20 protein-coding genes are annotated in these 20,607 nt (G+C 62.0%); 10 read left to right on the top strand and 10 right to left on the bottom strand.

Annotated features, from left to right (window positions below; translation table 11 throughout):
- From J9893_RS02860 to pepQ, 4 genes are all read right to left on the bottom strand, one after another.
- Positions 1-178 (bottom strand): flavodoxin domain-containing protein (locus tag J9893_RS02860; protein ID WP_282597906.1); only part of this gene is annotated, 178 nt, incomplete at its 3' end.
- A 7-nt stretch (positions 179-185) separates the two neighbouring features.
- Entirely contained in the window at positions 186-1,643 is a 1,458-nt protein-coding gene (locus J9893_RS02855) for a TrkH family potassium uptake protein (RefSeq protein ID WP_042881326.1), read from the bottom strand.
- A 36-nt stretch (positions 1,644-1,679) separates the two neighbouring features.
- Positions 1,680-2,297 (bottom strand): YigZ family protein, encoded by a 618-nt coding sequence (locus J9893_RS02850; protein ID WP_010672418.1) that lies wholly within the window; start codon positions 2,295-2,297, stop codon positions 1,680-1,682.
- Entirely contained in the window at positions 2,297-3,619 is a 1,323-nt protein-coding gene (gene pepQ, locus J9893_RS02845) for a Xaa-Pro dipeptidase (protein ID WP_210599911.1), read from the bottom strand. The genes J9893_RS02850 and pepQ overlap by 1 nt, the downstream gene beginning before the upstream one ends.
- A gap of 196 nt (positions 3,620-3,815) precedes the next feature.
- Here pepQ and J9893_RS02840 point away from each other — a divergent pair, with 196 nt between their 5' ends.
- From J9893_RS02840 to J9893_RS02815, 6 genes are all read left to right on the top strand, one after another.
- Positions 3,816-5,753 (top strand): acetoacetate--CoA ligase, encoded by a 1,938-nt coding sequence (locus tag J9893_RS02840; protein WP_210599912.1) that lies wholly within the window; start codon positions 3,816-3,818, stop codon positions 5,751-5,753.
- A 204-nt stretch (positions 5,754-5,957) separates the two neighbouring features.
- On the top strand, positions 5,958-8,105 hold the full coding sequence (gene fadB, locus J9893_RS02835; protein WP_210599913.1) for a fatty acid oxidation complex subunit alpha FadB: 2,148 nt from the start codon (positions 5,958-5,960) through the stop codon (positions 8,103-8,105).
- The gene (gene fadA, locus J9893_RS02830; protein ID WP_210599914.1) at positions 8,106-9,290 is read left to right on the top strand and encodes an acetyl-CoA C-acyltransferase FadA; all 1,185 of its coding nucleotides are present in this window, start codon (positions 8,106-8,108) and stop codon (positions 9,288-9,290) included.
- Between the two features lie 333 nt (positions 9,291-9,623).
- A complete protein-coding gene (locus J9893_RS02825; RefSeq protein ID WP_042074053.1) occupies positions 9,624-10,346 on the top strand; it encodes a response regulator transcription factor in 723 nt (240 codons plus the stop codon).
- Positions 10,347-10,469: 123 nt separating this feature from the next.
- Positions 10,470-11,915: an ATP-binding protein gene (locus J9893_RS02820; protein WP_042074051.1), complete on the top strand. Its 1,446-nt coding sequence runs from the start codon at positions 10,470-10,472 to the stop codon at positions 11,913-11,915.
- Between the two features lie 3 nt (positions 11,916-11,918).
- A complete protein-coding gene (locus tag J9893_RS02815) occupies positions 11,919-13,175 on the top strand; it encodes an ABC transporter substrate-binding protein (protein WP_143238227.1) in 1,257 nt (418 codons plus the stop codon).
- 44 nt (positions 13,176-13,219) lie between these two features.
- Here the strand turns inward: J9893_RS02815 and J9893_RS02810 are convergent, their stop codons facing one another.
- Positions 13,220-13,411: a hypothetical protein gene (locus tag J9893_RS02810; RefSeq protein ID WP_010672410.1), complete on the bottom strand. Its 192-nt coding sequence runs from the start codon at positions 13,409-13,411 to the stop codon at positions 13,220-13,222.
- Between the two features lie 171 nt (positions 13,412-13,582).
- On the opposite strand from J9893_RS02810, the gene tusA reads away from it, so the two are divergent.
- Positions 13,583-13,828: a sulfurtransferase TusA gene (gene tusA, locus J9893_RS02805; RefSeq protein WP_043763965.1), complete on the top strand. Its 246-nt coding sequence runs from the start codon at positions 13,583-13,585 to the stop codon at positions 13,826-13,828.
- A 20-nt stretch (positions 13,829-13,848) separates the two neighbouring features.
- Positions 13,849-14,193 (top strand): RidA family protein, encoded by a 345-nt coding sequence (locus tag J9893_RS02800; RefSeq protein WP_143238228.1) that lies wholly within the window; start codon positions 13,849-13,851, stop codon positions 14,191-14,193.
- A 76-nt stretch (positions 14,194-14,269) separates the two neighbouring features.
- Here J9893_RS02800 and J9893_RS02795 read toward each other — a convergent pair whose 3' ends face one another.
- From J9893_RS02795 to J9893_RS02775, 5 genes are all read right to left on the bottom strand, one after another.
- Positions 14,270-14,926 (bottom strand): OmpA family lipoprotein, encoded by a 657-nt coding sequence (locus J9893_RS02795; RefSeq protein WP_210599915.1) that lies wholly within the window; start codon positions 14,924-14,926, stop codon positions 14,270-14,272.
- Positions 14,927-15,083: 157 nt separating this feature from the next.
- Positions 15,084-15,326, bottom strand: a complete 243-nt coding sequence (locus tag J9893_RS02790; protein ID WP_042074043.1) for a hypothetical protein — start codon at positions 15,324-15,326, stop codon at positions 15,084-15,086.
- 377 nt (positions 15,327-15,703) lie between these two features.
- On the bottom strand, positions 15,704-15,976 hold the full coding sequence (locus J9893_RS02785) for a hypothetical protein (protein ID WP_143238230.1): 273 nt from the start codon (positions 15,974-15,976) through the stop codon (positions 15,704-15,706).
- Between the two features lie 47 nt (positions 15,977-16,023).
- The gene (locus J9893_RS02780) at positions 16,024-16,278 is read right to left on the bottom strand and encodes a hypothetical protein (protein WP_042074040.1); all 255 of its coding nucleotides are present in this window, start codon (positions 16,276-16,278) and stop codon (positions 16,024-16,026) included.
- 308 nt (positions 16,279-16,586) lie between these two features.
- Positions 16,587-17,165 carry a DNA-3-methyladenine glycosylase I gene (locus J9893_RS02775; protein WP_143238231.1) on the bottom strand — a complete coding sequence of 193 codons (579 nt, stop codon included), beginning with the start codon at positions 17,163-17,165 and terminating at the stop codon, positions 16,587-16,589.
- Between the two features lie 188 nt (positions 17,166-17,353).
- Between J9893_RS02775 and glyQ the strand changes: the two genes are divergently transcribed.
- Both glyQ and glyS read left to right on the top strand, forming a co-directional pair.
- Positions 17,354-18,283: a glycine--tRNA ligase subunit alpha gene (gene glyQ / locus J9893_RS02770; RefSeq protein ID WP_143238232.1), complete on the top strand. Its 930-nt coding sequence runs from the start codon at positions 17,354-17,356 to the stop codon at positions 18,281-18,283.
- Positions 18,284-18,292: 9 nt separating this feature from the next.
- Positions 18,293-20,362, top strand: coding sequence for a glycine--tRNA ligase subunit beta (glyS, locus tag J9893_RS02765; protein ID WP_143238233.1), 2,070 nt, complete (start codon positions 18,293-18,295; stop codon positions 20,360-20,362).
- Positions 20,363-20,607 lie beyond the last annotated feature (245 nt).

The following is a 20,607-nucleotide window of genomic DNA, read 5'->3' as shown; positions in this document are numbered from 1 at the left end:
TACCGTAGCGAATGGAAGCGCCAATCAACACCTTGGCATACTTGCTGAGGTTGCACATGGGCAGGGTGTGCAGGTCGTGCATCACCACTTCGCATCCTGATATTTCCTCCAGCATGACATCCACGATTTTCCGCGTTTGCCCGTCCCGGGAAGAATAAAGCACCAAAATCTTGTCCATACCAACCTCAACTACGCCAGAATGCAGGAGTAAACAGTACCAGAAGTGTGAAGATTTCCAATCGACCAAACAACATGGCCACGATCAATATCCACTGTGCAGTGGCCGAGATATTGCCGAAGTTGGCCGACACCTCCCCCAGACCCGGCCCCACGTTGGTGAATGCCGCAGCCACGGCGGAGAAGGCCGTCACTTCGTTCAGCCCCGTCATCAGCAGCAACAGCATAAAGATGAAGAACAGAATGATGTAGGTGGCAAAGTAGCCCCAGACCGCTTCCACGATCCGTTCCGGTACGGCGCGGCGTCCCAGCTTCAAGGTGTAGATGGCCCGCGGATGCACCAGCCGTTTGAGTTCACGCATCCCCTGCAGGAACAGGATCATGAAACGCATCACCTTGATGCCCCCCCCGGTACTGCCGGCACAACAGCCGATGAAGGCAGAGAACATCAACAGCATGGGCAGGAAGGAGGGCCAATCCGCATAGCTGGTGGTGCTGTACCCCGTGGTCGTGCCCAGCGACACCGCCTGGAACAGGCCATGGTTGAGCGCATCCTGCCAGGTATCGTAGTGGCCGTGGAACAGCAGAGAGACGAAGCAGATCAGCACCAGCACGCACTGGATGCTCAGAAACACCTTGAGCTCGGAGTCACGCAGATAACTGCTCACGCGCACCGGCTTGTGGGCAAACACCATGAAGTGAAGCGCGAAGTTGACGCTCGCCAGCAGCAGGAACACCACTGTGATCAGGTTGATGGCCGGGCTGTCGAAGAAACCGATGCTGGCGTCGTGGGTCGAGAACCCCCCCACCGACAAGGTGGAGAAGGAGTGGCAGATGGCATCGAACAACGTCATCCCCGCCATCCAGTAGGCGAGAGCGCAGAGGGAAGTCAGCAACAGATAGATGAACCAGAGCGCCTTGGCCGTCTCGGCGATGCGCGGGGTCACCTTGTTGTCCTTGACGGGCCCCGGGATCTCGGCGCGATAGAGCTGCATGCCCCCGATACCCAGCAGTGGCAGCACGGCCACCGCCAGCACGATGATCCCCATGCCACCGAGCCATTGCAGCAGCTGGCGGTAGAAGAGAAACGCCTTGGGCAGATTGTCCAGCCCGGTCAGCACCGTTGCGCCCGTGGTAGTCAGGCCGGAAAACGACTCGAAAAATGCCTCCGAGACCGACATGTTCGGCACGTCGCTGATGATAAAGGGGACGGCACCCACGCTCCCCAGCACCACCCAGAACAGCACCACGATGAGGAAGCCTTCCTTGGACCTGAGTTCCTTTTTCTGGTGGCGGTTGGGGAACCAGAGCAGGAGGCCGAGCAGGAGGGCTATGACGAAGGAGTTGACGAACTCGGTACCACCGCCATCACGATACCCAAAAGCGACCATCGCGGGCAGCAGCATGGTCGAGCTGAACAGGGCAACCAGCAGACCGACGATACGAATGATGCTCAGAATCTGCATTCCGGCTCCCTCTTCAGACTAAAAGAGCGATGGATTCTAGCCATCTAAGGGACGAAGGGATACCCGACCCTGGGTCCGGTCGGTCAATTCCTGTGCGATACGGGCCCAGAGCGCAGACTCCCACGCTACCTGAAGGGTGACGCTGGCACCATAATCGGCCACCAGCAACTGCCCTTGATGGGCAGAGATGAGGGACTCCACGGCCCCCATGTCGGTGTAGTCACACTGGATCACGGAAGAGGTCAGCTGACGCTTGATACAAGTTTCAAGTTGCTTGAGTGCTGCCCCCACACCACCGCCATAGGCCTTGACCAGGCCACCGGTCCCCAGCAGCACTCCACCGTAATAGCGCACCACCACGGCGGCGACTTCACCCAGACCGGCCCCCATCAACTGGGCCAGCATGGGTTTGCCCGCCGTGCCCGAGGGTTCGCCATCATCACTGAAACCATAAACCTGGCTGTCTTGCGGGGCGCCGGCGACAAAAGCCCAGCAGTGATGCCGGGCTCCCGGGTGTTGCTGTTTGATCTCGTCTATCCAGGCCTTGGCGGCCTCGACGGTCGGAGTGTGGGCGATGTAGGTAATGAAGCGGCTCTTCTTGATCTCTTCGCTCACCTCCAGTGGAGCTGCCGGTATGGGGTAATCCGTCGCCATCAGAGCCCTGCTTGTCTGGTCAGGTTCTCCACCCCGTTGGCATGCAGCACCACGTTGTCCTCGATGCGAATGCCACCATAGGGACGCAGCGCCTCCACCTTGTTCCAGTTGACCCGCTTGCCCTGCTCACCCTGGCGCAGCGGCTCCAGCAGGCTGTCGATGAAGTAGAGACCCGGTTCTATGGTGAAGACCTGATCCACTTCCATCACCCGGGTGCAGCGCAGATAAGGGAACTGCTCGGGGGCCGCCAGGTGGGTGCCGCGCTCATCCTGCATGAAGCCGCCGACATCGTGTACCTGCAGGCCGAGGAAGTGGCCGAGACCGTGGGGGAAGAAGACATTGGTCACCCCGGTGTGGATCATCTCGTCCACCGACATGTCTACCAGTTCGGTGGCTTGCAGCAGGCGCGCCAGCCTGTGGTGCATCTGCAGGTGCAGCTCGCTGTAGCGGCGGCCCGGCTTGATCTCGTCGATGATCTCCTGTTGCTGTGCATCCAGCGCAGCAATCAGATCGGCGAACTCACCGCGGCGCCAGGCCCAAGTCCGGGTAATGTCGGAGGCATAACCGTGCACGTCCACTCCGGCATCGATGAGGAAGGAGTAACGCTCCGCATCGGGCACCCGCTGGGTGGAGAGATGGGTGTAGTGCAGGATGGCCGCATTGCGGTTGATGGCAACAATGTTGCCGTAGGGCGCCTCATTGGCCCCCTGTCCGACCGCCTTCATGTAGGCCAAGTTGATCTCGAACTCGCTCGCCCCCGCCATGAAGGAGTCCTTGGCCGCGATGTGGCCGCGCACGCCGATGCGGTTGGCATCGCGAAGACATTCCAGCTCATAGGGCGTCTTGTAGGCACGGTGGTAGTGCAGGTAGTTGAGGACCGCCTCCGGATTGGGCTGGCCCAGTCCCAGCAGCTCGGCCACTTCCAGATGGCCGCCCAGATAGGCCCACTCCTGCTTGTTGGCCGGCAGGTGATCGGCAACCTGCTCCGGGCGAGTCAGGAAGCGAATGTCGAAGAAGTCGACCCAGAAGGCGTTGGGCAACTCCGCCACCTTGTGCCAGAAGTCCACCGGCCGGTAGAACAGCAGCACCGGCTTGCTCACACCATCCACCAGCAACCAGCAGTGAGGGTTGTCCAGCACCGGCAGCCAGGCCTTGAACTGGGGATTCACCTTGAAGGGATAATCCTGATCATCGAGGAAGATGCGGTGGGTCTGGCCGGAGTGGATGGCCAGACCGCTCAGTCCCTGCTGTTGCAGTATGTCGCGGGTACGCTGCTGAAGGGTGTCGAGATGCTGGGCAAAAAGTTGGCTGTAACTGCTCATGGCGTCCTGCTCCGGGCGAATGTGACTTCAGCATAACATCAAGCGAATCAAGGCTCGAGCCACCCGACTTTCGCTTCGTGAGGTAACGCATAGGTTACAGGCTTTTTGTTATGAACATAAAACAGACAATTAACAAACAAAGAACAATTCAATACACTGCCCACAGACAGTAGATATCAGCCGTCAGGAACGACTCATGCAAAACCTTTGTCTGTGGACACCGGATCAGGACAGGATGCAGCACTCCAACCTCCACCAGTTCATGGCCGAGGTCAATCACTTCCATGGCCTGCAACTGCGCAGCTATGCCGACCTGTATCAATGGTCGGTGGAGAAGACCACCCGCTTCTGGCCCCTGGTGTGGCAGCACTGCGGCGTCAAGGGCGAGCTTGGCAACATTGTGGCGGAGAACCGCCAGGATATGCAGCGCGCCCGCTGGTTCCCCGACAGCCGGCTCAACTTCGCCGAGAACCTGCTGCGCCGTCAGGATGAGAGCCCGGCCATCATCTCCCGCATCGAAGGGGGCCCAAGCCGGACCCTGAGCTGGCATCAGCTGGCAGATCAGGTCGCCCGCCTGGCCCAGTGGCTTCGCAGCCAGGGCATAGGCCGGGGTGATGTGGTCGCAGCCTACCTGCCCAATATCCCGGAAACCGTGGTAGCCATGCTGGCAACCACCAGCCTCGGCGCGATCTGGACCTCCACCAGCCCCGATTTTGGCGAGGCCAGCGTGGTGGAGCGCTTCGGCCAGACCCGTCCCAGGGTGCTGTTCGCGGTGGATGGCTACCGCTACGGCGGCAAGGCCATCGACATTCAGGACAAAGTGGCCAGCGTCGTCGGTCAGCTCGACAGCCTAGAGCAGACGGTGCTGATCCCCCTGCTCGGCAACCCGCTGCAGCTTGGTCACAACTGGCAGCAAGTGCTGGCAAGCCAGCATGATGCCCAGCTCGCCTTCGAGCCCATGGCTTTCAATGACCCGCTCTATATCCTCTACTCCTCCGGCACCACCGGCAAACCCAAGTGCATCGTGCACGGCATTGGCGGCACCCTGCTGCAACACCTGAAAGAGCACCAGTTGCACTGCGACATCAAGCCGGGGGAGCGCATCTTCTACTTCACCACCTGTGGCTGGATGATGTGGAACTGGCTGGTGAGCGCCCTCGCCTCCGGCGCCACCCTGGTGCTCTACGATGGTTCCCCCTTCTACCCGGATGGCAACGTGTTATGGGATCTCGCACGAGACGAAGAGGTCGCCCTGTTCGGTACCTCGGCCAAGTATCTCGATGCGCTGCACAAGCAGGGTTATGCCCCCATCAAGACCCACGACCTGCCTGCCTTGCGCCTCATCTGCAGCACCGGATCCGTGCTGTCGCCGGAGGGGTTTGACTATGTTTACCAGCAGATAAAGCAGGATGTGCAGCTCAGCTCCATCTCCGGCGGCACCGACATCTGCTCCTGCTTCGTCATCGGCAACCCCTTGAGCCCCGTCTATCGCGGCGAGAGCCAGGGGCGCGGCCTTGGTCTCGCGGTGCAGGTATTCAACGAGGCGGGCCAGCCGGTGCTGGGTGAGAAGGGCGAGCTGGTCTGTACCAAGCCGTTCCCGGCCCAGCCCATTTACTTCTGGGGTGACGAAAATGGCGACAAGTACCACGCCGCCTACTTCGAGCGGTTCGACAACATCTGGTGCCACGGGGACTGGATCGAGCTGACCCCGACCGGCGGCATCCTGTTCTACGGCCGCTCCGACGCGACCCTCAACCCGGGCGGCGTGCGCATCGGCACCAGCGAGATCTACCGCTATGTGGAACAACTCGACGAGGTGGAGGAGAGCATCGTCATCGGCCAGCAATGGAAACAGGACGAGCGGGTGGTGCTGTTCGTCAAGCTCAAGACGGGTTGCAAGCTGGACGACGGGCTGCGTGAGCGGATCTGCCAGCAGATCAAGCGGCACTGCACCGCCCGTCATGTGCCTGCCCGCATCCTGCAGGTGGATGCCATCCCCCGCACCAAGTCCGGCAAGATAGTGGAGCTGGCGGTGCGGGAAGTGGTGCACAACCGCCCCGTCAACAACACCCACGCCCTCGCCGATCCCGAGGTCTTGAACCAGTATCGCAACCGGCCGGAACTGGCTAGCTGATACCACGCTCATCTCCATCGGAGGCGCCGCAAGGCGCCTCTTTTTTGCCCGTTTTGTGATGAAGAGCTTTTACTCGATAACTGTTAAACAAATGTTTTAAATAGGTGTTGAAAATGTCTCCTTTTGGATCAATAGTGAGCCTCGCCCCCTGCTGGGGATAAAGGAGCACCATTCCCCACAGAGTGGGAACAAGGAGACACTCTCATGATCTACCAAGGCGAAACCCTGACGGTCAGCTACCTCGAAGACGGCATTGCCGAGCTGAGGTTCGATGCCCCGGGTTCAGTCAACAAGCTGGATCGCGCTACCCTGCTCTCCCTGAGCGAAGCGATCGCCGCATTACAGCAACAAGCCGATTTGAAGGGTCTGATCCTCACCTCCGGCAAAGACGCTTTCATCGTCGGCGCCGACATCACCGAATTCCTGGAACTGTTCGATCTGCCGCAAGAAGACCTGCTCGGCTGGCTGAAAAAGGCCAACGACATCTTCAACGCCATCGAAGATCTGCCGGTGCCTACCCTCTCCGCCATCAAAGGTCACGCCCTGGGTGGCGGCTGCGAGACGATACTCTCCACCGATTTCCGCCTGGCTGATACCAGCGCCAAAATCGGCCTGCCCGAGACCAAACTCGGCATCATGCCCGGCTTTGGCGGTACTGTCCGTCTGCCGCGGGTGATCGGGGCCGACAACGCGCTGGAGTGGATCACCACCGGCAAGGATTACCGTGCCGATGACGCCCTCAAGGTGGGTGCCATCGATGCCGTGGTCGCCCCGGACGCGCTGCACAGCGCCGCCGTGCAGATGATCAAGGACGCGGTCAAGGGCAAGCTGGACTGGCAGGGCCGCCGCGCCGCCAAGAAGGCCCCGCTGCGCCTCTCCAAACTGGAAGCCATGATGAGCTTCACCACCGCCGCCGGCATGGTTGCCGCCGTGGCGGGCAAACACTATCCGGCCCCCATGGCCGCCGTGAAGACGGTGGAAGCCGCCGCCGGCATGGGCCGTGACGAAGCGCTGGCCGCCGAGGCCGCCACCTTCATCAAATTGGCGAAAACCGACGTGGCCAAGGCGCTGGTCGGTATCTTCCTCAACGATCAGCACATCAAGGCGCTGGCCAAGAAGGCCGCCAAGCAGGCAAACAAGGCCACCGGCCATGCCGCCGTGCTGGGTGCCGGCATCATGGGGGGTGGCATCGCCTACCAGTCTGCCAGCAAAGGCATCCCGGCGGTGATGAAGGACATCAACGAGAAAGCGCTGGCACTTGGCATGAATGAGGCCACCAAGCTGCTCAACGGCCAGCTCGAGCGCGGTCGCATCGACGGCATCAAGATGGGCCAGGTGCTCTCCGCCATCACGCCGACCCTCAGCTATGACAACGTCAAACATGTGGACGTGGTGGTCGAAGCCGTGGTCGAGAACCCGAAAGTGAAGGCCGCCGTACTGGGCGAAGTGGAAGGGATCATTGGCGAAGACGCCGTGCTCGCCAGCAACACCTCCACCATCCCCATCTCCCTGCTGGCCAAGAGCCTGAAGCGTCCCGAGAATTTCTGCGGCATGCACTTCTTCAACCCGGTGCACCGCATGCCGCTGGTGGAGATCATCCGCGGCGAGCAAACTTCCGATGAAACCATCAACCGCGTGGTGGCCTACGCCGCCGCCATGGGCAAGTCCCCGGTGGTGGTCAACGACTGCCCCGGCTTCTTCGTGAACCGCGTGCTGTTCCCTTACTTCTTCGGCTTCAACAAGCTGGTCGCCGATGGCGCCGACTTCGCCGCCGTCGACAAGGTGATGGAGAAGGAGTTCGGCTGGCCCATGGGCCCTGCCTACCTGCTGGATGTGGTCGGCATCGACACCGGCCACCACGCCGGTGACGTGATGGCGCAGGGCTTCCCGGCGCGCATGAGCAAGGAAGGTCGTACCGCCATCGACGTAATGTATGACGCCAGCCGCTTCGGTCAGAAGAACGGCAAGGGCTTCTACGCCTACGAGCAGGACAAGAAGGGCAAGCCGAAGAAGGTGGCCGACGCAGCCAGCTACGAGCTGCTGGCCCCCATCGTCAAGCCGAAGCAGGACTTCGACAAGGAGGCCATCATCGCCCGCATGATGATCCCGATGATCAACGAGGTGGTGCTCTGCCTGGAAGAGGGCATTGTCGCCACGCCAGCCGAAGCCGACATCGCGCTGGTCTACGGTCTGGGCTTCCCTCCCTTCCGCGGCGGCGTGTTCCGCTATCTGGACACCATTGGTCTGGATCGCTACGTGGCCATGGCCGACCAGTATGCCGACCTGGGCCCGCTCTACCGCGTCAGCGACCGCTTGCGCGAGATGGCCGCCCAGGGCAAAACCTTCTACTGATTGCGGAAAGGAGATCCATTCATGAAAGACGTAGTCATTGTCGACTGTATCCGGACCCCGATGGGCCGGTCCAAGGGCGGCGCCTTCCGCAACGTGCGTGCAGAAGACTTGTCCGCGCACCTGATGACATCCATCCTGCTGCGCAACCCCAACCTCGACCCGAACGAGATCGAGGATATCTACTGGGGCTGCGTGCAGCAGACCCTGGAGCAGGGCTTCAACATCGCCCGCAACGCCGCCCTGCTGGCCGGTATTCCCAAGCAGGTGGGGGCGGTCACCGTCAACCGCCTGTGCGGCTCCAGCATGCAGGCGCTGCACGACGCCTCCCGCGCCATTGCGGTGGGTGATGGGGATATCTTCATCATCGGCGGCGTCGAGCATATGGGTCACGTGCCGATGAGCCACGGCGTCGACTTCCACCCCGGCATGGCGAAGTCGGTGGCGAAAGCCTCTGGCATGATGGGGCTGACCGCCGAGATGCTCGGCAAGCTGCACGGCATCAGCCGCCAGCAGCAGGACGAGTTTGCCGCCCGCTCCCATCGCCGCGCCCATGCCGCCACCGTGGAAGGGCGCTTTGCCAGGGAGATCGTCGGACTGGAAGGCCATGACGCCAGCGGCGCCCGCTTCTTCTACGACTACGACGAGGTGATCCGCCCGGAGACCACGGTCGATGGCTTAAGCCAGCTGCGCCCGGTGTTTGACCCGGTCAACGGCACCGTCACCGCCGGCAGCTCCTCGGCGCTGTCCGATGGTGCCGCCGCCATGCTGGTGATGAGCGCGGACAGAGCCAAGGCCCTCGGCCTCACACCGCGCGCCAAGGTACGTGCCATGGCCATCGCCGGCTGTGACGCCGCCATCATGGGTTACGGCCCGGTGCCGGCCACCCAGAAGGCGCTCAAACGTGCCGGTCTGACCGTCGGCGACATCGACCTGTTCGAGCTGAACGAGGCGTTTGCCGCCCAGTCCCTGCCCTGCGTGAAAGACCTGGGTCTGCAGGATCTGGTGGACGAGAAGGTGAACCTGAACGGCGGCGCCATTGCGCTGGGTCACCCCCTCGGCTGCTCCGGCGCCCGCATCTCCACAACCCTCATCAATCTGATGGAGGAGAAGGATGCGACCCTGGGGGTTGCCACCATGTGCATCGGTCTGGGTCAGGGCATCGCCACCGTCTTCGAACGAGTGTAAGTAACGCCCTGGCCGGCTCGCCGGTCAGGGGGAAACAACAGACACGGGCCCGCCCCTGCATCCCGGCGCAGCGGGCCCCATCACAGGTGTTGGGGCCGCCTTTGCGACCCCGTTATCGAGTCTGTGGAGTGCGCCACACGGGGTGCACTCCTGTCGTCGGAATCTGCGTGTTGGCCGGCCCGTTTGGGTCGGCCTTTTTTATTCTTTTCCCGCGATCGGGGTCAATCCGGGGGCTATATTGCCCATAACTTCACATTAGAGGGGGGCCTTGCTTGCTTTTTGCTCCCCCGACAGGTTCAATCTGCACAAAAAAATGGGTGGATGCACATACATATGTCAACGAGCAAACAACTGCTGATCGTCGACGACGATCAGGAGATCCGCGAGCTGCTCAACGAATACCTGACCCGGGCGGGCTTTCAGGTATTGACCGCGGCAGAGGGCAACGAGATGCGCCAGCAACTCGCCCAGCACAGCCCGGACCTCATCATTCTGGACATCATGATGCCCGGCGACGACGGCTTTACCCTCTGCCAGCAGATCCGCCGCGACTCCCAGGTACCCATCATCATGCTGACCGCCGCCTCCGACGAGGCGGACCGGGTGATCGGCCTGGAGCTTGGCGCCGACGACTACATCGCCAAGCCGTTCAGCCCGCGCGAGCTGCAGGCCCGCATCAAGGCGCTGCTGCGCCGCGCCGAATTCCGCCAGCCGGAAAAAGAGAAGGAGCCGAGCCGCCGGCTGCGCTTCGCCGAGTGGACCCTGGATACCCTGAGCCACCAGCTGACCCACGACGACGGCAGCCTGCTGGACCTCTCCGGCAGCGACGCCATGCTGCTCGGCATGTTCCTGCAGCAGCCCGGCGTGGTGCTGGACAGGGATACCATCTCGGACGCCACCCGCGGTCGCGAGAGCCTGCCCATGGAGCGCGGCATCGACGTGCAGATCAGCCGGTTGCGCCAGAAGCTGGGTGACAACGGCAAGAGCCCGCGCATCATCAAGACCATACGCGGCAGCGGCTACATGCTGATCGCCGAAGTCCACGAGATCCCGTAACAGGCAGGCTGTACGGCGAGAGGCACGAGTGGCCTTGAACGGCAAAAGAGAGGCCCATGACGGGTCAACGGCAAGGCGCAGAGGTAACCACCCCATGCTGATCGACAAGAGGCGCGAAAATCCGTGAGAACGAGATGGTTCTGGCGGGCCCTGGTGCCCCGCTCCCTGCTGTCGCGGATGCTGCTGCTGTTGCTGCTCGCCATCCTGCTCTCCCAGACCATACTCACCGGCATCTGGATGCAGCAGATCCAGAAGCGCGAGCTGGAGGGCATGCTCAGCACCACCCGCAACCTGGCGCTGTCGGCCGCCTCCACCGTCAACTTCTTCAAGTCCCTGCCCCTGCAATACCGCCACATCGCCCTGGATCAGCTGCGCAACATGGGGGGCAGCCGCTTCTTCGTGTCCCTGAACGAGGAGGAGATCCACATCAGCGCCATCCCCGACAGCGAGCGCAAGACGCTGGTGCTGAAGGAGGTGCAGGAGGTGCTGACCCGCAAGCTCTCCGACGCCATGGCCATCAAGGTGGACTTCTCCCGTCCCGAGGAGCTGCACGTCTTCAACAACGACACCCTGCTGGCGGACCTCCCCTCCTCCTGGGCCCGCTACACCCTGTCACTGGAGCCCATCAATCCGCCGGTGCTGGTGACCCAGATCGAGATAGAGCCGGGAGAGTGGCTCTACCTGGCGGCCCTGCTGCCCGCTCCCTATATGACGCTCGATGACACCGTGATGCCGAGCAACCAGGTGCGCTTCATCGCCCTGATGACGGTCTTCCTCTGCTTCTTCACCTTCATGCTGGTGCGCTGGCAGACCCGCCCCCTGCGCCGGCTGGCCAAGGCGGCGGTCAACCTCGGCAAGGACATCGACCAGCCGTCGCTCAAAGAGGAGGGAGCCTCCGAGATCGTGGCCGCGACCCGCGCCTTCAACATCATGCAGCAACGCATCCGCCGCTTCATCGACGATCGGGAGCGGCTGTTCAGCTCCATCTCCCACGATCTCAAAACCCCCATCACCCGGCTGCGGCTGCGAGTCGAGCTGCTGGACGACGAGGTGCAGATCGCCAAGTTCAACAAGGATCTCGACGAGCTGGAGCTGATGGTGAAAGGGGCGCTGCAGACGGTGAAGGAGACCGACATCCACGAGAACCTCGAGCAGATCGACATCAACGCCCTGCTGGAGCAGATGGCGGAGTCCATGAACCTGCACGAGGATCTGCTCACCATAGAGGGGCACTGCAAGTGGCCCTACCGCGGCAAGCTGCTGGCTCTCAAGCGTTGCATCGGCAACCTGGTGGACAACGGCATCAAGTACGGCCAGAGGGTGCGCGTCATCATCATGGATGACGAGGAGATGCTGATCCTCTTCATCATGGACGAGGGCCCCGGCCTGCCGGAAGATCAGTTCGAACGCATCTTCGAGCCCTACTATCGCCTCAGCAACGACCCCTCCGGGACCGGGCTGGGCCTTGGCATCGCCCGCAACATCGCCCACGCCCACGGCGGCGATCTGGTGCTGGAAAATCGCCCCCAGGGCGGCCTGCAGGCCACCCTCTCCCTACCAAGGCAGTAATGTATGAAGTGGTTGTCGTTTTCTGTCATCGCCCTGCTCTCCCTGCCCGTCGGCGCCTCCCAGGTGGAGGTGTTGCACTGGTGGACTTCCGGCGGCGAGGCCAAGGCGGTGGAAGTGCTCAAGTCGGAATGGGCCGAGCAGGGCAACCAGTGGAACGACTTCGCGGTGCAGGGCGGGGGCGGCAAGAGCGCCATGACGGTGCTCAAGAGCCGGGCCCTGGCGGCCAACCCGCCGGAGGCGGCCCACCTCAAGGGGTACGAGCTGCACGAGTGGGGCAGTCTGGGTTTCCTGCGCGATCTCACCCCCATGGCCGAACACCTCGGCTGGTACCCGCAACTGCCACCCATGGTGCGGGAGACCCTGAGCCAGAACGGCGCCCTGATGGCGGTGCCCACCGGCATCCACAGGGTCAACTGGCTGTGGCTCAACCGCAAGGCGTTCGAGCGGCTGGGGCTCAGGCCTCCCACCGACTGGGCCCAGTTCGTGGCGGTGGCGGAACAGTTCAAGGAGAAAGGCATCACCCCGCTCGCCATCGGCAACGAACCCTGGCAGCTCGCGGTGCTGTTCGAGACGGTAGCCCTCGGCGAAGGGGGCAAGACCTTCTATCGCAAGGCCTTCCTCGAGCAGGACAGCGCCACCCTGACCGGCCCCGACATGGTGCGGGTACTGACCCGCTTCCAGCAGCTGCGCGCCTATGTGCCGGAGAAATACGCCGGCCTGAAGTGGCACCAGGCCACCAACCTGCTGGAGAGCGGCGGTGCCGCCATGCAGGTGATGGGAGACTGGGTCAAGGGGGAGCTGAGCGCCGGCAACTACCGGCCCGGTGAGGATATCGAGTGCCTGCCGAGCCCCGGCAGTGCCGGGCTGTTCAGCTACAACCTCGACTCCATCGCCATGTTCAAGCAGCGGGACCCCGCCCAGCTGCAGGCCCAGGGCGAGCTGGCCAGGCTGCTGATGACGCCGAGATTCCAGGAGGAGTTCAACCGGGTGAAGGGGTCCATTCCGGCGCTCATCAAGCCGGACATGAGCAAGTTTGACCGCTGCGCCATCCGCTCCTATCAGGATTTCCTCCACGCCGAGCAGCAGGACAACCTGCTGCCCAGCATGGCGGAGGGGATGGCGGTGCCGACCAACATGCGTCAGGGGATCATGGATGTACTGAGCAGTTTCTTCAACGATGCCAGGACCAACCCGGAGCAGACGGCGCTGCAGCTGGAGCGCGCCATGCGCTCGACCCGATCCGGCGCGGAGCAGAAATGACAAAGGCGGAACCTGTCCGCCTTTGAATGCCGAGAGCCTGGCTCTCAGGAGGGATCGTTCTCGTCCTCATCCTCGTCGTAATAGTCGCTGAGCTCGATCCAGAGCCCCAGCCCTATCATCACCATGGAGCCGAACCAGGTACCGGTATTACCGATCGGGCTGCCCAGCACTATCATGGCGAACGACAAGAACCCCATGCCCGCGTAGGCTTGCAATCTGCCGTAGGAGACCTGCATATTCACACCTCCTTGTTGAATATGGTTCAATTTTTATATTACTCATCGAGCGGAGCCTGGGTAGAGCCGGTTCACATTTTGGTATCATATGCTGCATAACCGCACCGTGGTTTGATTATTTTTTCGCCGTGAGTATCATTGCTGGCTGAATTGGTTGAAGGTTGATTATTGATGAGTGCTTTATTCTGCGACGCAACTCATGAGTTGGACGCAATCGGGCTTCGTTGTCCGGAACCCGTGATGATGGTTCGCAAGAAAGTGCGGCTGATGGCCGAGGGAGAGACCCTGCTGGTCTGCGCCGACGATCCCTCCACCACCCGCGACATTCCCAGCTTCTGCCGCTTCATGGACCACACCCTGGTCGCCAGCGAGACAGAGCAGGCCCCCTATCGCTATCTGATCCGCAAGGGTCAATAAGCCCAGTACCGGAGCAATCCATGACGATTACCCGAATCGGCACCACGGCCCGCTGGTCTGATGTTGTCATCCACAACGGCACCCTCTATGTGGTGGAAGTGCCCGCCACCGAGACCGCCGACATTCACCAGCAGACCCGCGAGGTGCTGGCGAGCCTGCAGCGTCTGCTGGAAGCCAACGGCTCCGGCGTCGACAAGATACTGATGGTCAACATCTATCTCAAAGACATCGCCGATATCGGAGCCTTCAACGCCCAGTGGGACGCCTGGATCCCGGCGGGTACAGCCCCGGTCAGAGCCTGCGTACAGGCCCGCCTCGCCCACGAAGGCTACAAGGTGGAAGTGCAGCTGACCGCCGCCGTCTAAGATTTCCCTGGCTTGAGATAGCAAGAGGCCCCGCCATGACTGGCGGGGCCTCTTTATTTGGCGCGAACCGGGCCGCTTAGGCGGTCGGGGTCAGGGTGATGGTCACCCGGCGGTTCTGGGCCTTGCCCTCGGCGGTGCTGTTGGTGGCCACCGGCTGATCCGGGCCCACGCCGCTGATGGCGATGCGGCTGCCCGCCACGCCCTGACCGATCAGCTGGGCGGCGACGGCATCGGCGCGATCGCGGGAGAGCTTCATGTTCAGCTCGCGGGAGCCGGTGCTGTCGGTGTGACCGACCACGTTCAGCCGGGTCTTGTCGAACTCAGCCACCACCATGGCCACGCCGGATAGGGTGTTGGCACCGGCCGCCTTCAGCTGGGCGCTGGAGCTGTCGAAGGTGACGTTGTTCGGCATGTTGAGGATCAGCTGATCACCGTTGCGGGTCACGCTGACCCCGGTGCCTTGCAGCTTCTCGCGCAGCTTGGCTTCCTGCACATCCATGTAGTAACCGATACCGCCACCCAGGGCCGCACCGGCGGCCACGCCGGTCAGTATGCCCTTCTTGCGATCCCCCTTGCTGGAGGAGAGCGCACCCACGGCAGCGCCGGTGGCGGCACCGGCCAGTGCGCCCCAGGCACCCTTGGAGGTCTGGGATTTACCGGTATAGGGGTTGGTGGTGCAGCCTGTCATGGCGATGGTCAGGGCAAGGGCAGGAACCAGTTTCTTGAAATGCATGAAAAATCTCCGAAAAAGAACGACGCTAGCCGATGGCCGCGCATTCTAACCCAGAGAGACGCCAGAGTGTGACGCTGAGGATCGACAAAGCGCCACAAGGAAACCGGGTCTCCTTGTGGCGCAAAGATGGCGGAACCTGCACCCTGCAGGTCGGGCATCAATATTTGATGTCGCGGGCCTGGTCTCGCCCTTCCTGCTTGTTCTCGCGGTGCTCCTGGCGGCAGTCGGCGTTGCCGACCAGCCCCTCGCGGCACTCCTGCTTGGCGTCGCGGGATTCTTGACGGGTGTCCTGACGCACATCGCGGGCCTCGCGCCGCTGCCTGGCCTGCTCGGTGGCTTGCACGGGCAGTACCGTCGACAGGGCGGTGGCCGCCAGCAGCATGAATACAAATTTCTTCATGATGACTCCTGAAAGGGATAAAACGCAGCGGATCGGCGTCTCTCAATTATACACCGAGCCCGGTGGGGGCCCGGCACATCAGTACTTGACGTCGCGTGCCTCGTCGCGGGCGTCCTGCTTGCTGTCGCGATGGTCCTGGCGGCAGTCGGCATTGCCGACCAGCCCCTCGCGGCACTCCTGCTTGGCATCGCGGGACTCCTGACGGCTGTCCTGGCGGATGTCACGGGCATCCTGGCGCTGCTCGCCCTAGTTGGTGGCCTGGGCCGGTACGGCGGCGAACAGGGTGCAGGCGGTCAGCAGGGCGGCGCCCAGGCGAGAGATGGCAATGGTCATGGGAACTCCAATAAGGGTTGACGGCGGGGGTAACGATCCCGGCCTCAATACTTGATATCACGAGCCGCTTCACGGGCATCTTGCTTGTGGTGGCGATGCTCCTGACGGCAGTCTGCATTGCCAAGGAACTCTTCCTGGCGGCAGTCGCGCTTCTGTTCGCGGGACTCCTGGCGGACTTCCTGGCGCAGATCCCGCGCGTCGCGGCGCTGCTGGGCTTGTTCGGTGGCCTGGGCCGGCAAGGCCACCAACAGGGTGCAACCGGCCAGCAGGGCTGACAGCAACGCGTTACGGCCAAAGCGAGGAGTTGAGGTTTTCATGTCGAGGCTCCTGTATGGATGGACTGACGTCGGGGCGGTCACGGGGATCAGTACTTGACGTCGCGGGCCTTCTCGCGCACGTCCTGCTTCACCTCACGCTTGTCCTGGCGGCACTCGTAGTTGTCCTTCTGGTCGTTCTCGCGGCAATCCTGCTTGGCGTCGCGGATCTCGGGACGCACCTCCTGGCGCACGTCGCGGGAGTCCTGGCGATCGGTCGCCTGGGCAGGCAGGGTCGCCAGCAGGGAGCAACTGGCCAGCAGCAGGCTGGCGAGGGTACGGGGGCGGAATGAATTCAGTGACATAGGGAAATCCTCGTGATGGATATCCCGATTCTGGGCAGCCACGACTGTATGCCGGCTGTACCGACAGCGAAAATGGGCTCCCCACGGTGGCGGCTTCTGGCATGGCAGGGACCAGCCAGCCATGCTCGTTCATCATGGCAACCACCGGCCTCCCGAGGCACCGACCAGGGTGACACAGGTGGCCTTGCAAGCCCCGGCAGAGACATCCTCGAGGTGTGCGAGGCGCTGAGCCAGGTCCTTCAACCCTGTTGATTCGGGCTCAAAGAAGAAGGGAGGCCCAGGCCTCCCTTCTTCGCTCACTCCCCCATTCACTCCGGCATCGCTTGCTGGCATTCGGCGTGGCAGGGGCAGGTCACCAGGTGATCGTTCACCATGCCCACCGCCTGCATAAAGGCGTAGCAGATGGTGCTGCCGACGAAGGTAAAGCCGCGTTTTTTCAAGGCTTTTGACATGGCATCCGACTCCGGCGAGGTCGCCGGAATGTCGCCATTCCCCTGGCGCTGGTTGACCATGGGGGCACCGCCCACGAAGCCCCACAGATAATCGACAAAGTCGATGCCTTCGGCCTCCAGCGCCAGATAGGCGCGGGCGTTTTTGATGATCGACTGTACCTTGAGCCGGTTGCGAATGATGCCGGTATCTTGCATCAGCCGCTCCACATCCTGGTCGTCGAACCGGGCGATGCGCACCGGATCGAAGTCCGCATAGGCGCGATGGTAGCTCTCGGTGCGCTTGAGGATGGTGATCCACGACAGCCCCGCCTGCTGGCCGTCGAGGCAGAGCTTGGCAAACAACTCGCGGGAGTCATACACCGGCCTGCCCCACTGCTTGTCATGGTATTCGATGTATTCCGGGTCCTTGGTCACCCAGGCGCAGCGCAGTTCCATTTCCTCTCCCCTGTCATTTCATCGGCCATCGGCAGGCCGCTTCCGCTGGCGACATCATAGGGCAAGCAGCAGCATAGCCCCACTAATCCCCTGTAATTTCGCCTATTATCCGACCATGCCAGACGGTATACTCCCTCGGTTCACATTCAGCAAATCTTGCTCTGATTTCATTTCGCGCGAAAAACACTATGCAAAAATTCGATGTCAAAACCTTTCAGGGCCTGATCCTGCAGTTGCAGGACTATTGGTCCCGCCAGGGCTGTACCATCATTCAGCCGCTGGATATGGAAGTGGGTGCCGGTACCTCCCACCCCATGACCTGCCTGCGCGCCCTGGGCCCTGAGCCCATCGCCTGCGCCTACGTTCAACCGTCCCGCCGTCCCACCGACGGCCGCTACGGTGAGAACCCGAACCGCCTGCAGCACTACTACCAGTTCCAGGTGATCATCAAGCCTTCCCCCGACAACATTCAGGAACTCTACCTCGGCTCCCTGAAGGAGCTGGGCATGGATCCCGAGATCCACGACATCCGCTTCGTCGAAGACAACTGGGAAAACCCGACCCTGGGCGCCTGGGGTCTGGGTTGGGAAGTGTGGCTGAACGGCATGGAAGTGACTCAGTTCACCTACTTCCAGCAGGTGGGCGGCCTCGAGTGCAAGCCGGTCACCGGCGAGATCACCTACGGTCTCGAGCGTCTGGCCATGTACATCCAGGGCGTGGACAGCGTCTACGACCTGGTCTGGTCTGACGGCCCCCTGGGCAAGACCACCTACGGCGACGTCTTCCACCAGAACGAGGTGGAGCAGTCCACCTACAACTTCGAGCACGCCGACGTGGACTTCCTGTTCCACTGCTTCGAGCAGTATGAGAAGGAAGCCCAGAGCCTGCTGGCATTAGAGAAGCCGCTGCCGCTGCCCGCCTATGAGCGCATCCTCAAGGCCGCGCACTCCTTCAACCTGCTGGATGCCCGCAAGGCCATCTCGGTCACCGAGCGTCAGCGCTACATATTGCGCATTCGCACCCTGACCAAGGCCGTGGCCGAGGCCTACTACGCCTCCCGCGAAGCGCTGGGCTTCCCGATGTGCCAACGTGGCAGCAACGAGCACAAGCAAGGTTAAGGAACGGACATGGCACAACATACATTTCTGGTAGAGATCGGTACTGCTGAGCTGCCGCCCAAAGCCCTGCGCTCCCTGGCCGAAGCCTTTGCCGACAACTTCAAAGCCGAACTGACCAAGGCCGATCTGGCCTTCGGCGACGTCGAGTGGTTTGCTTCACCGCGCCGTCTGGCGCTGAAAGTGAGCGAGCTGGCTGGCGAACAGCCGAGCAAGAGCGTCGAGAAGCGCGGCCCGGCCGTCTCCCAGGCGTTCGATGCCGAAGGCAAGCCGACCAAGGCTGCCGAAGGCTGGGCCCGTGGCAACGGCATCACCGTTGAGCAGGCCGAGCGTCTGGTCACCGACAAGGGCGAGTGGCTGGTTCACACCGCCAAGGTTGAAGGCCGTCCGGCCGTCGATCTGCTGGGTGAGCTGGTCGCCTCCGCACTGGCCAAACTGCCCATCCCGAAAATGATGCGCTGGGGCGACAAGACCATCCAGTTCGTGCGTCCGGTCTTCACCGTGACCCTGCTGCTGGATGGGGATCTGGTACCCGCCCACATTCTGGGTATCGACTCTGCCCGCACCCTTCGCGGCCACCGCTTTATGGGCGAGAGTGAATTCACCATCGACAACGCCAGCCAGTACCCGCAGATCCTGCAGGAGCGCGGCATGGTGATTGCCGACTTCATGGCGCGCAAGGCCAAGATCAAGGCTGACGTCGAAGCGGCCGCAGCCGCCTTCGGTGGCGTGGCCGATCTGGACGACGCCCTGCTGGAAGAAGTCACCGCCCTGGTCGAGTGGCCTGTGGTGCTGACCGCCAACTTCGAAGAGAAGTTCCTGGCCGTGCCAGCCGAGGCGCTGGTGCACACCATGAAGGGTGACCAGAAGTACTTCCCGGTCTATGACAAGAACGGCAAGCTGCTGCCGAAGTTCATCTTCGTCACCAACATCGAGTCGAAAGACCCGAGCCAGATCATCAGCGGCAACGAGAAGGTGGTTCGCCCCCGTCTGTCCGACGCCGAGTTCTTCTTCAAGACCGACCTCAAGCAGACCCTGGCCTCCCGCCTACCGCGCCTTGAAACCGTGCTGTTCCAGCAACAGCTGGGCACCGTCAAGGCCAAGGTCGAGCGCATCGAGACCGTCGCCGGCTTTATCGCCGAGCGCATCGGTGCCGACGTGGCTCAGGCCAAGCGTGCCGGTCTGCTCTCCAAGTGTGATCTGATGACCAACATGGTCGGCGAGTTCACCGACACCCAGGGTGTCATGGGGATGCACTACGCCCGTCACGATGGCGAAGACGAAGCGGTTGCAGTGGCCCTCAACGAGCAGTACATGCCGCGCTTTGCCGGTGATGCCCTGCCGTCCGGTCTGGTTGCCTGCGCCGTCGCGCTGGCCGACAAGTTCGACACCCTGGCCGGTATCTTCGGCATCGGCATGCTGCCCAAGGGTGACAAGGACCCGTTCGCCCTGCGTCGCGCCGCCATCGGTGCCCTGCGCATCATGACCGAGAAGCAGCTGGATCTGGATCTGGTTGAACTGGTTGAAGAAGCGGTACGCGTCTACGGCGACAAGCTGACCAACAAAACCGTCGTCACCGACGTGGTCGACTTTATGCTGGGCCGCTTCCGCGCCGCCTATCAGGACGAAGGCATCGGTGCTGATGTGGTGCTGGCCGTACTGGCCCGCCGCCCGACCCGTCCGCTCGACTTCGATCGTCGCGTCAAGGCCGTCAGCCACTTCCGCACCCTGGATGCCGCACTGGCACTGGCAGCCGCCAACAAGCGCGTGAGCAACATTCTGGCCAAGGTCGAAGGCGAACTGCCGACTGCCGTCAAACCGGAACTGCTGGTCGATGCCGCCGAGAAGGCGCTGGCCACCCAGGTTGCCGAACTGCAAGCCGAACTGGCCCCGCTGTTCGCTGCCGGTGACTATCAGGCTGCCCTCACCCGTCTGGCCGCCCTGCGCGAGCCGGTCGATACCTTCTTCAACGAAGTCATGGTGATGGCCGACGACGAGGCCCTCAAGGCCAACCGTCTGGCACTGCTGAACAACCTGCGCAACCTGTTCCTGCAAGTGGCGGATATCTCGCTGCTGCAGTGATCTTGGTTGGGTTGATTGATATTAAAAACGGCGTCGTTAAGGCGCCGTTTTTGTTTGTTCAAAACATATAAAAAATCTATTTTAAAAATCATTGTCTTCAGGAAGGTGCGAATAAGCGGGGAAATTCTTCTCGGCTGACTCAGTCATTTCATTTTTTCAGTTTGAGCCGATCTTTTCTCCCGTAAATGCCTTGAATCAGCCTATTTAGACCGTTTCTTCGCCATTTAAGGCGTTATTCCCAGTTT

Origin of the sequence: Aeromonas sp. MaB10011B (assembly GCF_017939325.1) — a bacterium.
GTDB classification, from domain to species: Bacteria; Pseudomonadota; Gammaproteobacteria; order Enterobacterales; family Aeromonadaceae; genus Aeromonas; species Aeromonas caviae.
This window is presented reverse-complemented; position numbering and strand designations above follow the sequence as displayed.

What these genes read in the sequence shown, in the direction of transcription:
- J9893_RS02810 (WP_010672410.1), bottom strand. Translation starts at nt 13,411, where the DNA reads ATGCAGGTCTCCTACGGCAGATTGCAAGCCTACGCGGGCATGGGGTTC.
- J9893_RS02785 (WP_143238230.1), bottom strand. Translation starts at nt 15,976, where the DNA reads ATGAAAACCTCAACTCCTCGCTTTGGCCGTAACGCGTTGCTGTCAGCC.
- J9893_RS02855 (WP_042881326.1), bottom strand. Translation starts at nt 1,643, where the DNA reads ATGCAGATTCTGAGCATCATTCGTATCGTCGGTCTGCTGGTTGCCCTG.
- glyS (WP_143238233.1), top strand. Translation starts at nt 18,293, where the DNA reads ATGGCACAACATACATTTCTGGTAGAGATCGGTACTGCTGAGCTGCCG.
- J9893_RS02815 (WP_143238227.1), top strand. Translation starts at nt 11,919, where the DNA reads ATGAAGTGGTTGTCGTTTTCTGTCATCGCCCTGCTCTCCCTGCCCGTC.
- J9893_RS02775 (WP_143238231.1), bottom strand. Translation starts at nt 17,165, where the DNA reads ATGGAACTGCGCTGCGCCTGGGTGACCAAGGACCCGGAATACATCGAA.
- J9893_RS02780 (WP_042074040.1), bottom strand. Translation starts at nt 16,278, where the DNA reads ATGTCACTGAATTCATTCCGCCCCCGTACCCTCGCCAGCCTGCTGCTG.
- fadB (WP_210599913.1), top strand. Translation starts at nt 5,958, where the DNA reads ATGATCTACCAAGGCGAAACCCTGACGGTCAGCTACCTCGAAGACGGC.
- J9893_RS02850 (WP_010672418.1), bottom strand. Translation starts at nt 2,297, where the DNA reads ATGGCGACGGATTACCCCATACCGGCAGCTCCACTGGAGGTGAGCGAA.
- J9893_RS02800 (WP_143238228.1), top strand. Translation starts at nt 13,849, where the DNA reads ATGACGATTACCCGAATCGGCACCACGGCCCGCTGGTCTGATGTTGTC.
- J9893_RS02840 (WP_210599912.1), top strand. Translation starts at nt 3,816, where the DNA reads ATGCAAAACCTTTGTCTGTGGACACCGGATCAGGACAGGATGCAGCAC.
- glyQ (WP_143238232.1), top strand. Translation starts at nt 17,354, where the DNA reads ATGCAAAAATTCGATGTCAAAACCTTTCAGGGCCTGATCCTGCAGTTG.
- tusA (WP_043763965.1), top strand. Translation starts at nt 13,583, where the DNA reads ATGAGTGCTTTATTCTGCGACGCAACTCATGAGTTGGACGCAATCGGG.
- J9893_RS02790 (WP_042074043.1), bottom strand. Translation starts at nt 15,326, where the DNA reads ATGAAGAAATTTGTATTCATGCTGCTGGCGGCCACCGCCCTGTCGACG.
- pepQ (WP_210599911.1), bottom strand. Translation starts at nt 3,619, where the DNA reads ATGAGCAGTTACAGCCAACTTTTTGCCCAGCATCTCGACACCCTTCAG.
- J9893_RS02825 (WP_042074053.1), top strand. Translation starts at nt 9,624, where the DNA reads ATGTCAACGAGCAAACAACTGCTGATCGTCGACGACGATCAGGAGATC.
- J9893_RS02795 (WP_210599915.1), bottom strand. Translation starts at nt 14,926, where the DNA reads ATGCATTTCAAGAAACTGGTTCCTGCCCTTGCCCTGACCATCGCCATG.